This window comes from Microbacterium sp. NPDC079356 (genome assembly GCF_049545465.1).
Lineage (GTDB): Bacteria > Actinomycetota > Actinomycetes > Actinomycetales > Microbacteriaceae > Microbacterium > Microbacterium gawkjiense.
In genome coordinates, this window is the sequence record NZ_JBMWDN010000002.1 from 80379 (window position 1) to 91480 (window position 11102).

Here is an 11102-nt window from a genome sequence, read left to right on the forward strand (position 1 = left end):
CTCGGGGCACAGGAACGGTCCTGGTCGGACTCGCTTCGTTCGTGTGCGCCCAGATCTTCTCCGTGCCGGCGCTCGTCTTCTTCGGCGTGCTGCTGCTGGCGGCGGTGGGCGTCTCGTTCGCGTCGCTCTGGCTGGGACACCGCGACGACGGCGTGCGCCGCTCGTTCGCGCCCGCCGTGGCGAGCGTCGGGGGCGACGTCGACGTCCGCGCCCACGTCGAGGCGCGCACCGTCCTCCCGACGGCGGTGGGCACGTGGCGGGACCGACTGCCCCGCGGCGTCGACGGCGAACCGAGCGGCGTCTACCCCGCGCTGCGGTCGGGTCTCGTCTCGGGCGGGCACAGCGTCGACATCTCGTACCGGGTGCAGGCCCGGCGCCGGGGCGTGCGCCCCATCGGCCCCCTCGTCGTCGAGACGACCGATGCGTTCGGACTGAGCCGGCGGCGTCAGCAGCTCGGCGGCACCGTCCCTCTGACCATCGCGCCCGCCGTCGTTCCGCTCGAGGCCTTCGAGGAACTCCCGGGAGCCGCCGGGGGCACGATGCAGTCCGTCACCGACAAGCTCGGGCAGGGCGCCGACAACCTCATCCCGCGCGTGTACGCGCCCGGCGACTCGATGCGCCGCATCCACTGGCGCGCCAGCGCGCACCGCGGTGAGCTCATGGTGCGTCAGGAGGAGCGCGAGTCGAACCCGGAGGCAGTGATCGTCTTCGACCGGAGCGTGACGCGGTGGAGCGGCGACGCCCTGCGCTCCCCCGGCGAGGACGCGGGCTTCGAGGCGGCCGTCTCGATCGTGGTCTCGGCCGCGCACCGCTTCGTGCAGGAGGGGTACAGCGTGACGATCGTCGACGTGGACGGCTCGGAGATGGCCGAGCCGCTCGAGGGCGGCGACACGACGGCGCTCGAGGCGCTCACGACGGGCTTCGCCACGCTCACCGCGCGACGGGACGGGAACCTCCACACCCTCTCGACGCTGTTCGCCGGGACGACCCTCGGCCCCGTGGTCGTCGCGACCGGCGAGATCGACGCGGAGGATGCCGCGGCCCTCCTTCCGATCGTCACCCACAGCAGCCTCCCGGTGCTGTTCGCGCTCGGCGGGTCGGCCGAGGCGATGCGCATCGCCCGCGACGGCGGCTGGCGCGTCCACCGGCTCGAACCCGAGGACGAGATCGACACCCTGTGGTCGGGCATGGCGGGGTTCCCCGAAGGCCGCGGTCATGTCGACTGACCGGATCGAGGCGGAACGGCCCCGCCACGACGGTCCGTCGACGATCGCGCTGCTCCTGGCGATCGTCGCGGCGCTCATCCCGCTGTTCTCGGTGATCGCCGGCGGTGCGTGGGCGGCGCTCGCCTTCGTGCTCTCGGCCCTCCTCCTCGGCGCCGGTTACCTCCTGCGGCGCCTCCGGCTCGTGGCCGGCGTCGTCACCCTCGCCCTCCTGGCGCTGTGGACGGCGATCATGACGGCGGTGTTCTTCTCCGACGTCGCGTGGCTGCTCGTCATCCCGTCCGGTGAGGCGTTCGCGCGGGTGCCGCGGCTGCTCGAGATCGCGAGCTCCGACATCGCCGTCGGCGTCGCGCCCCTCGAGGCCTCGGCGTCGCTGACGTTCCTCATCGTCGGCGCCGTCGGAGTGCTGACCATCGCGCTCGACCACGTCGTCCTGACGGCGCGGATGCCGCTCCTCGGCGGTATCGCACTGATCGCCGTCTGGCTCATCCCGACGATCGCCGTCCCCCGCGCGGTCGACCTGTGGGCGTTCGCGCTCCTCGCCCTCGCGCTCCTGTGGCTCATGCGCACCGAGACGCGCGCGCGGCACCGCGCGCTGCAGCCCGCCGCGCCCCGGGGCGGTGTCGGCGGCGTGGCCGCCGTGATCGCGGCATCCGCTGTCGTCATCGCCGTCATCGTCGCGCCCGTCCTGCCGACGGCCGTCGCCCCCGCGGGCGGGTTCGGCGGCGGCACGAGGATCGACGCGAGCCTCAACCTCGGCGACGATCTGCGGCGCCCGGCCGAGGTCCCCGTCGTGCGCCAGTGGAGTGCGAACGGCGGACCCTCGTACCTGCGGGTCGCCACCCTCACCGAGCTCGAGGGCGGGTCGTGGCGTCCCGACCGCGCCCGCACCGTGCCCGTCGAGGAGTGGGAGCCCGACGACTCCGCCGCGGAGGGCATCGAGATCGTGGAATCGTCGCGGACCGTCGAGGTGCTCGACCTGTCCTCGGCGCAGCTTCCCGTCCCGGCCGATGCGGTGTCGTTCGAGGGCCTGAGCGGCACCTGGCGCATCGCGGCGGAGAACGGCACGGTCGTGTCCCCCTCCTCGGCGGCGCGCGGTCAGCGTTTCGACGTCGTGACCCGCAGCCCCGCGCCCACGATCGAGCAGGCCCGCGCCGCCCAGGCGCGCGGCGGCCCCGACGACGCGCGGGGACTCCCGGCCGAGACGCCCGGCGACATCGGCGCCCTCGCCGCCGAGGTGACCGCCGACGCCGGCACCGACTACGACCGGCTGCTGGCGCTGCAGTCCTGGTTCCGCGGACCGGAGTTCGACTACTCGCTCGAGGCGCCTGTCGAGGACGGGTTCGACGGACCGGGTGTCGAGGCCGTCTCGCGGTTCCTGCAGGTGCGATCGGGCTACTGCGTGCACTTCGCCTCGGCGTTCGCCCTCATGGCCCGGTCGCTCGACATGCCCTCGCGGGTCGTCGTGGGGTTCCTCCCGGGCCTCGCCACGGGCGACGTCGTCGACGGCGAACGGGTCTACCAGGCGACGACGGCGCAGCTGCACGCCTGGCCGGAGGTCTTCTTCGAGGGCATCGGCTGGGTCGGGTTCGAGCCGACGAAGAGCCTCGGCACCGCGCAGCGGTTCGCCTCGGACGACGACGGCTCGAACGAGCCCGAACCCGAGCCGACGGCGAGCTCGACGCCGCAGCCGACCTCGAGTGCCTCGGCGGCACCGCGGCCCGAGGACGACCCCACCGCCGGCACCACGCCCACCTCGACCGCCTCGGTCACGCGAGCGCTGCCCGTCGTCGGCATCGTCGCGGCGATCCTCGTCGTGCTGGCCCTGCCGGCCCTCGTGAGCGCCACGGTCACCCGTCGCCGCGCCGCGCAGGCCCGCGCCGGCAGCGCCGTGGCGGCATGGCGTCTCGTGCAGGATGCCGCGATCGATCTCGGCATCCCGGTGCCGGACTCCGAGTCGCCCCGCGCGTTCGGCTCCCGCCTGCGTCGTCACCACGGCGCCCCCGCCGACGCCATCGAGCGCCTGGTCGACGCGGTCGAACGCGCCAGCTACGCGCCGCCGGGATCATTCGGCGACGAGGGCGCGACGATGGCGACGGATGCCGCCGCCGTCCGCGCCGCGCTGTACTCGGCCGTCGCGGCGTCGCGGCGCCGGATCGCGCGTCTCGTGCCGCGATCGCTGGTCATCCGCCCGGGGTCGACGTTCGCCGAGGAGACACCGGTGCGCCGCTGAGCCGCCCCGGAGGGAACGCCGAAGCCCCGCACCACTCGGGTGCGGGGCTTCGTTGTGGCGGAAGCGACAGGATTTGAACCTGCGAGACGAGTTACCCCGCCTACATGGATTCCAGCCATGCTCCTTCGGCCGCTCGGACACGCTTCCAACGGAAGAGCCTACCACGCGGGGGTCGTCCGGCCCGCGCGCGGGGCGCGGCATCCGTCGTCAGTTCAGGGCGCGGGTGCTCTCGGGGATCACCCCGTCGCGGTAGAGGTCGGCCGCGACGTCCTGGAACGCGGTGAGCGCGACGCGCTGGGTCAGGGGGCCGTACGAGATGCGGGCGACGCCGAGCTTCTCGTACTCGCCGGCGCTGAGGGCACCGGGCAGCCCGATGACGCTGATCCGGCCGATGCCCTCCACGAGGCGGGAGGTGGTCTCGGCGTCGAGGACCCCCGGCACGAAGACGACATCGGCGCCGGCGTCCAGGTAGGCGCGTCCGCGCGCGATCGCGTCGGCGATCGACTCCTCGACGGGGCGGCCGCCGCCGCGGACGAACGCGTCGGTGCGGGCGTTCAGGGCGAAGGGCACACCCTCCGCCTCGGCGGCGGCGACGACGGCCGCGACGCGCGCGACCGACTCGTCGAACGGGCGCAGCCGGTCCTCCATGTTGGCGCCCACGATGCCCGCCCCGATGGCGCGGCGGGTGGTGTCGCCGGTGTCGTCGTAGCCGTCGTCGAGGTCGGCGGTGACGGGGATGTCGCCGGCGACGGCGACGATGCGGCCCACCATATCGAGGGTGGTCTCCAGCGGGATCGTGCCGTCGTCGTAGCCGAAGGATGCCGCGATCGAGTGCCCGGCCGTCGCGATCGCGCGGGTGTCCGGGAGGGCGAGGACGGCCTTGGCCGAGACGACGTCCCACACGTTGACGACACGGAGGATCTCGGGGGCGGCGTGGAGTTCGCGAAGGCGGCGAGCGCGGCCTTCGACGGAGAGGGTGGTCATGCCTCCACCGTGCCACGGCGGCCCGGTGGAATGCACCACCGGGCCGCCGCGAGCGGAAGGACGGGCCGTCCGCTCACCCCACGTCGCCTCGCCAGGCACCGGTCTCGGCGCCGCGGGATTCGATGAACTCTTTGAACTTCTGCAGGTCCTTCTTGACCGCGTGGTCGTCGATTCCGATGGCGGCGCCGACGGTCTCGACGAAGCCCTCGGGCTTCCAGTCGAGCTGCACCGTGACGCGCGTCTCGGTGTCGCTCAGCCGGTGGAAGGTGACGACCCCGGCGTGGTCCTCGTCGACGCTCTTCCACGCGACACGCTCGTCGGGATGCTGCTCGGTGATGTGCGCGGTGAACTCGCGCTCCACTCCGCCGATCTTCACCTTCCAGCGGTTCGTCGTGTCGTCGATCTGCGTGATCGACTCGACGTAGCTCAGGAAGTGCGGGAAGGACTCGAACTGGGTCCACTGGTTGTACGCGGTGGACACCGGCACACTGACATCGACGGTCTCGATGATGCTGGCCACGGTTTTCCTCTCGTCGTGATCGTGCCGCCCATCGTGCTCCCGATGCGCTCGTCCTCTCCAGGGGCTTGCACGAGCGACGGAGGAACGGATAGAAGCGGCGATAGGCTCGTCCGCGACTGCCGACCCGTCCCCCGCAAGGAGCCGCATCGTGCGCACCCCCGCCCTGCCCCTGCTCGCCGCGACCGCCGTGCTCGTTCTCGCGGGGTGCTCGGCCGCCGAGACCCCCGCCCCGAGCACGTCGCCGACCGCCTCGGCATCCGCATCTGCGGCACCGCCCGCCTCCGCGTCCCCCACCCCCAACGCGACGGCCGGCGCGCCCGTCGTCGAGACGCCCGTCGAGTGCGAGACGCTCGACCTCGCCTCCGGGACGGTCGCCGGGTCGGACCTCGGCCCCTGCCTGCAGGCGGTCCTCGTGCGCTACGACACCGGCACGCTCACCATCTCCGGCGACGAGCTCGCCGGAGAGATCTCGTACCACTACGACCCGATGTTCGAGTTCCGTGGCGACCTCGAGACCGGCGGCGGGCCGGTGGCCATCAGCTTCGTCGACGGCGACATGCTCATCGACGAGGGCGACGGGCCCGTCGTCGCCGATCCGGACTCCGCCGATCCCACCGAACAGGCAGCCGGAGCCGCGGCGGAGGCGTACCGCGTGTTCTCGGACCCGGGTTTCATCGGCGACCTCATCGGGGGCGGCGACACCTGGTCGGTCTCGGCCGCGCCCGAGCCGGTCGAGACGCCCGACGGGTCCGTCGAGGCCTACCGCCTGGAGAGCACGGCGGCGTACGACTGGTACGGCATCCCGATCGACGCCTACACGCTGTGGCTGACGGAGGACTTCCGCCCCGTCGCGGCGGAGTCGACCACCGGATTCCTCGGGCGGACGGCGACGCTGACGCAGCAGCTGTCGGGCCTCGGCGAGCCGGTCACGATCTCGCCGCTGAGCTGAGTCGGCGAACGCGTCGCGATCAGCGCCGCGCGAGGGCGGCGAGCGCGTCGCCCGTCATCCGCTGCGTCGTCCACTCGTCCATGGCCTCGGCGCCGATGGACCGGTAGAAGCCGACGGCGGGCGCGTTCCAGTCGAGCACCGTCCACTCCAGTCGCGGATAGCCGCGCTCGACCGCGACGGCGGCAAGGGAGGACAGCAGCGCCGTACCGTACCCGCGGCCCCGGTCCGCTTCATCGACGAAGAGGTCCTCGAGCCAGATGCCGTGGCGTCCGGTCCAGGTCGAGTAGGTGAGGAACCAGACGGCGATGGCGCGGATCCCCCCGTCCCGCTCGACGACGTGGGCGAAGGCCTTCGGGTCGTCGCCGAACAGCGTGGCGGTGAGATCGTCCGTCGTCGTGCGGACGGCATCCGGCTCCCGCTCGTACACGGCGAGCGCGTGGATCGCGGCGAGGATGCCGGCCTCGTCGCCGGGCGCCGCAGCGCGCAGGACGGCGCCGTCGTCGAGCGTGCGGGCAGGGAGCGCGGAGGGAGATGCCATGCCTCGAATGTAGCGGCGGCGTCGGATCGCCGCCGTGGACGCGGCGCGCTACGCTCAAGCCACCGCACACCCGGAGCAAAGCAGGTTCACCCATGGCCAGACGCGGCGCCAATCAACCCAGCGTCGGTGGTTACAACGAGGCTGTCGTCCTGGACCAGATCCGCCGGGCCCACGGACACAGCCGCGTCGAGCTCGCCGACGCCACCGGGCTGTCCGCACAGACCGTGTCCAACATCGTCCAGCGCCTGCTGGATGCGGGGATCGTCGAGGAGGCCGGCCGCACGAGCTCGGGGCGCGGCAAGCCGCGTACGACCCTGCGATTGGTCGGAAGCAGCCGCTACGCCGTCGGCGTCCACCTGGATCCCGGACTCATCACGGTCGTCGTCCTGTCGATCGACGGCGAGGTCGTCGCCCGCCACGCCCGCGCCACGCCGCGCGCACAGGACCCGGTCGACACGGTGGCCGTCCTCATCGAGGACATCCACGCCGTGCTGTCCGAGTCGGGGATCGACCGCAGCCGGATCGTCGGCCTCGGGATCGCCGCGCCCGGACCGATCGACGCCGACCGCGGCATCGTCGTCGACCCGCCCAACCTGCTCGGCTGGGACCGCGTCCCCCTCCGTGACGCGATCGCCGAGGCCACCGGGCTGGCAGTCGTGCTCGACAAGGACGTGACGGCGGCGGCCGTCGCCGAGAAGTGGGTCGCCGCTCCCGGTGGGGCCCCGAACTTCGCGTTCCTGTACCTCGGCACCGGGCTCGGCGTGGGACTCGTCGTCGGCGACGAGGTCGTCCGCGGCGGGTCGGGCAACGCCGGCGAGATCGGACACATCGTCGTCGACCCCGAGGGTCCGTCGTGCGCGTGCGGACTGCGCGGATGCATCGCGGTCACGTGCGCGCCGCTCCCCCTCGTCGAGGAGGCCGAGCGCCGCGGCGTGCTCGAGGCGGACCGCGAGTCCGACGACCCGACGCGGGTGGATGCCGCGCTCACCCGGCTCGTCCGCATGGCCGAGGACGGCGATGAGCGCGCCCGCGACCTGCTGCAGCGGTGCACGGTGCACGTCGCCCGCGCCCTCGCCGTCGTCTCCAACCTGCTCGACGTCGACCGCATCGTCATGGGCGGTCCGCTCTGGGACCGCGTCGGACCGACCTTCACCGAGGCGATCCCCCCGCTCCTCGACGAGATGCGCGTCGCACGCGGGGTCCATCCCCTCTCGATCGCGGGCACCGCACTCGGGTCGGATGTCGGGGCGATCGGCGCCGCGTGCCTCATCCTCGACGAGGCCCTGACGCCCCGGCCGACCTCGCTTCTGGTGCCGTCTGCGTGAGCCCGGCGCCCGACGCCGCAAGGCGTCTTGACTCCGCTATGTCCATCGGTTTGACTTACCGTGTCCCGCCGTCGCGCGTGGACGCCACGATCCGGAGCAAGGGGGCACCGTGAAAGCTCGCACCGTCGTCACATCCATCGCCGCAGCGACCGCTGCCGCCCTCCTCCTCGGCGGGTGCTCCGCTGAGGGAGGTGAAAGCAACGGTGACACCGTCACGGTCGTCTACGCGAAGACCGACTCGTTCGAGGTGCTCGACACCCTGATGAAGACGGCGAAGGAGGAGTTCGAGGCATCCCACGAGGGGATCACCGTCGACCTGCAGCCGATCACCGCCACGGACGACGACTACAAGACCCGGTTGCAGCTCTCGCTCGCCTCGCCCGACACCGCCCCCGACGTCTTCTACGAGGACACCTTCACCGTCCGCAGCGACGCCGAGGCCGGCTACCTCCTGAAGCTCGACGACAAGCTCGCAGACTGGGCCGATTGGGAGATGTTCGACGAGGCCGGCCGGAACGCCGGCAAGGGCGAGGACGGCGGGACCTACGCCCTGCCGCTCGGCACCGACACGCGGGTCATCTGGTACAACAAGGACGTCCTCGAGAAGGCCGGGATCGCCACGCCCTGGCAGCCCGAGAGCTGGGACGACATCCTCGCCACCGCCGCCGCGATCAAGGAGAGCCAGCCGGACGTCGTGCCGTTCAACATGTACGCGGGCACCGGGACCGGCGAGGGCACCGTGATGCAGAGTTTCTACGAGCTGCTCTACGGCACCGGCGAGGGCACCGGCCTGTACGACGACGACGCGGGCAAGTGGGTCGTCGGATCGCAGGGCTTCATCGACTCGCTGACGTTCCTGCAGACCCTCTACGACGAGGGCTACGCCGTGAGCGCCGATCAGGCCCTCGACCCGAACGTGTGGCAGGCCGTCTTCGGCGAGTGGTTCCCGAAGGGCACCCTCGGGGCGACCGTCGAGGGCTCGTACACCCCGTCGTTCTGGGCCGAGGGCGGTCAGTACCCGTGGCCCGAGTACACCGACACGATGGGGGTCGCCCTCTTCCCGACGCAGGACGGACAGGCGCCCGGCGGCGTCAGCATGTCGGGCGGGTGGACCCTCGCGGCATCGGCGCAGACGGACGTTCCCGACCTCGCCTTCGACTTCATGACGACGGTCCTCAACAAGGAGAACGCGCTCTGGTACGCGATCAACAATGCGCAGATCGCGGTGCGCTCCGACGTCGCCGAGGACCCGACGTATCTCGAGGCCAACCCGTTCGTCGGCGCTGTGACGGATGCCGTCTCGGTGACGCACTTCCGACCCGCGAACAGCGACTACCCCAAGATCTCGGTCGCGGCGCAGCAGGCCACGGAGGCGGTCATCACGGGACAGCAGTCGCCCGCCGAAGCAGCCGCCGCCTACGACGACGCCGTCCGCGAGATCGTCGGCGACGACGGGGTCATCACCGGATGACCCCGTGAGCACGACGCTCGCGCCGCAGCAGGACCGCCGCGCGTCGCCCCGCCGCCGCGGCCACGGTCGGGTCGACATGCGCCTCTCCCCGACGCGCGCGCTCCCGCTCCTCCCCGCCGTCGGCCTCCTCCTCGTCTTCCTGGCCGGCCCCATCGTCTGGGCGACGGTCGGTTCCTTCACCGACCGCGCCCTGACGGGAGTGGGGGCGGCGAAGCCGGAGTTCATCGGCCTCGACAATTACGCCCGGCTGTTCACCGATCCGGTGCTGCCGTTGTCGGTCCTGCTGACCGTCGTCTTCGTCATCGGCTCGGCCATCGTCGGGCAGAACGTCCTCGGGCTGCTGCTCGCGGTCCTGTTCCGCGCCGGCAGCAGGGTCGTCGCGGGCACGGTGGGCGTCCTGGTGGTGACGGCGTGGGTCCTGCCCGAGATCGTGGCCGCCTTCGTGGGCTACGCGTTCCTCTCCGCGGACGGGACGCTCAACGGCGCGCTGTCGCTCGTCGGGATCGAGGGACCCAACTGGCTCTACGCCCTGCCGCTGCTGGCGGTCATCCTCGCGAACACCTGGCGGGGCACCGCGTTCTCGATGATGATCTACCGCGCGGCGCTCGACGACGTGCCGCCCGAGGTCACCGAGTCGGCGATGATCGACGGCGCCGGTACATGGCAGCGGCTGCGCTACATCACGCTGCCGATGATCTCGGGGACGATTTTCACGAACCTGCTGCTCACGACGCTGCAGACCCTGTCGGTGTTCACCCTCATCTGGGTCATGACCAAGGGCGGCCCGGGCGACCTGTCGCGCACCCTCCCCGTGCTCGCCTACAGCGAGGCCTTCTCGTTCGGCGACATCGGGTACGGCAACGCGATCGCGATCGTCATGCTCGCCCTGGGCGCCGTCTTCTCGATCGCGTACGTCGTGTCGCTGCGGCGCCGAGGGGGTGTCGCGTGACCACCGCCACCGCGACCGTCGCCACCGCGACCCGGCGCACCCCCCATGCGCCCAGCGTCGCCTCACCGCGACGCGGCGCGACGCGGTTCTGGGCGAACCTCGTGCTCGTGATCATCGGGATCGTGTTCGCCGCGCCGCTCGCGTGGGTCGTCCTCGCCTCGATCGACTCGGCGGCGACCTATCGCGTGGCGTGGCCGACCGACCCGACCCTCGACAACTTCGCCGACGTCCTCACCCCCGAGCTGACGCTCCGCCCGCTCGTGAACAGCCTGCTGCTCTCGACGGGTGCGGCCGCGGTGACGGTCGTGGCATCCGTCCTCGCCGCCTACCCGCTCTCGCGGTACCGGTCGCGGTTCCACGCACCGTTCCTCTACTCCGTGCTCTTCGCGAGCTGCCTGCCGATCACCGCGATCATGGTGCCCGTCTACAGCCTGTTCGTGCAGGTCCGGCTGATCAACCAGCCGTGGGCGGTGGCGCTGTTCCTCGCCGCGAGCGCCCTTCCGATGGCGCTGTGGATGACGAAGAACTTCATGGACTCGGTGCCGGTGAGCCTCGAAGAGGCCGCCTGGGTCGACGGGGCGAGCGCGATGCGCGCGCTGTGGACGATCGTCGTGCCGCTCATGCGCCCCGCCCTGAGCGTCGTCTTCGTCTTCGTCTTCCTGCAGGCCTGGGGCAACTTCTTCGTGCCGTTCGTCCTCCTGCTGACGCCCGACTGGCAGCCGGCCGCGGTATCGATCTACGCCTTCTTCGGGCAGTACGGCACCGTCGCCTACGGACGCCTGGCCGCCTACTCCCTGCTCTACTCGCTCCCCGTCCTCGGGCTCTACCTCCTCGTCACCCGCGGCCTCGGGGGCTCGTTCGCCCTCTCGGGCGCCGTGAAGGGCTGACCCGTCCCGGCTCCCGCGCCGCA

Annotated in this window: 10 protein-coding genes and 1 tRNA gene; 7 read left to right on the forward strand and 4 right to left on the reverse strand. The window is 72.1% G+C overall.

Annotated features, from left to right (window positions below; translation table 11 throughout):
• The first annotated feature begins 41 nt into the window (after window positions 1–41).
• Both ACPEH0_RS05215 and ACPEH0_RS05220 read left to right on the forward strand, forming a co-directional pair.
• Window positions 42–1226, forward strand: a complete 1185-nt coding sequence (locus tag ACPEH0_RS05215; protein WP_366213893.1) for a DUF58 domain-containing protein — start codon at window positions 42–44, stop codon at window positions 1224–1226.
• Entirely contained in the window at window positions 1216–3456 is a 2241-nt protein-coding gene (locus tag ACPEH0_RS05220) for a transglutaminase TgpA family protein (RefSeq protein ID WP_366213892.1), read from the forward strand. Before ACPEH0_RS05215 ends, ACPEH0_RS05220 begins: the two co-directional genes overlap by 11 nt.
• A gap of 55 nt (window positions 3457–3511) precedes the next feature.
• Here ACPEH0_RS05220 and ACPEH0_RS05225 read toward each other — a convergent pair.
• From ACPEH0_RS05225 to ACPEH0_RS05235, 3 genes are all read right to left on the reverse strand, one after another.
• A tRNA-Ser gene (locus ACPEH0_RS05225) sits at window positions 3512–3603 on the reverse strand.
• Window positions 3604–3663: 60 nt separating this feature from the next.
• A complete protein-coding gene (locus ACPEH0_RS05230; RefSeq protein WP_366213891.1) occupies window positions 3664–4440 on the reverse strand; it encodes an isocitrate lyase/PEP mutase family protein in 777 nt (258 codons plus the stop codon).
• Between the two features lie 73 nt (window positions 4441–4513).
• Complete coding sequence (locus ACPEH0_RS05235; protein ID WP_064003028.1) at window positions 4514–4960, reverse strand: SRPBCC family protein; 447 nt, start codon at window positions 4958–4960, stop codon at window positions 4514–4516.
• A gap of 148 nt (window positions 4961–5108) precedes the next feature.
• On the opposite strand from ACPEH0_RS05235, the gene ACPEH0_RS05240 reads away from it, so the two are divergent.
• Window positions 5109–5909: a hypothetical protein gene (locus tag ACPEH0_RS05240; RefSeq protein ID WP_366213890.1), complete on the forward strand. Its 801-nt coding sequence runs from the start codon at window positions 5109–5111 to the stop codon at window positions 5907–5909.
• Window positions 5910–5928: 19 nt separating this feature from the next.
• Here ACPEH0_RS05240 and ACPEH0_RS05245 read toward each other — a convergent pair whose 3' ends face one another.
• Entirely contained in the window at window positions 5929–6447 is a 519-nt protein-coding gene (locus ACPEH0_RS05245; RefSeq protein ID WP_217530854.1) for a GNAT family N-acetyltransferase, read from the reverse strand.
• Window positions 6448–6539: 92 nt separating this feature from the next.
• On the opposite strand from ACPEH0_RS05245, the gene ACPEH0_RS05250 reads away from it, so the two are divergent.
• The 4 genes from ACPEH0_RS05250 to ACPEH0_RS05265 all read left to right on the forward strand — a co-directional run bounded on the left by ACPEH0_RS05250 (window position 6540) and on the right by ACPEH0_RS05265 (window position 11079).
• A complete protein-coding gene (locus ACPEH0_RS05250; RefSeq protein WP_366213889.1) occupies window positions 6540–7772 on the forward strand; it encodes an ROK family transcriptional regulator in 1233 nt (410 codons plus the stop codon).
• Window positions 7773–7881: 109 nt separating this feature from the next.
• Window positions 7882–9243, forward strand: coding sequence for an extracellular solute-binding protein (locus tag ACPEH0_RS05255; protein ID WP_217530850.1), 1362 nt, complete (start codon window positions 7882–7884; stop codon window positions 9241–9243).
• 4 nt (window positions 9244–9247) lie between these two features.
• On the forward strand, window positions 9248–10192 hold the full coding sequence (locus ACPEH0_RS05260; RefSeq protein ID WP_359919472.1) for a carbohydrate ABC transporter permease: 945 nt from the start codon (window positions 9248–9250) through the stop codon (window positions 10190–10192).
• The gene (locus tag ACPEH0_RS05265; protein WP_366213888.1) at window positions 10189–11079 is read left to right on the forward strand and encodes a carbohydrate ABC transporter permease; all 891 of its coding nucleotides are present in this window, start codon (window positions 10189–10191) and stop codon (window positions 11077–11079) included. Before ACPEH0_RS05260 ends, ACPEH0_RS05265 begins: the two co-directional genes overlap by 4 nt.
• Window positions 11080–11102: the final 23 nt, after the last annotated feature.

Bases quoted from the DNA above. Each gene is read 5' to 3' on its own strand.
- ACPEH0_RS05220 (WP_366213892.1), top strand. From the start codon at position 1,216: ATGTCGACTGACCGGATCGAGGCGGAACGGCCCCGCCACGACGGTCCG.
- ACPEH0_RS05230 (WP_366213891.1), bottom strand. From the start codon at position 4,440: ATGACCACCCTCTCCGTCGAAGGCCGCGCTCGCCGCCTTCGCGAACTC.
- ACPEH0_RS05245 (WP_217530854.1), bottom strand. From the start codon at position 6,447: ATGGCATCTCCCTCCGCGCTCCCTGCCCGCACGCTCGACGACGGCGCC.
- ACPEH0_RS05250 (WP_366213889.1), top strand. From the start codon at position 6,540: ATGGCCAGACGCGGCGCCAATCAACCCAGCGTCGGTGGTTACAACGAG.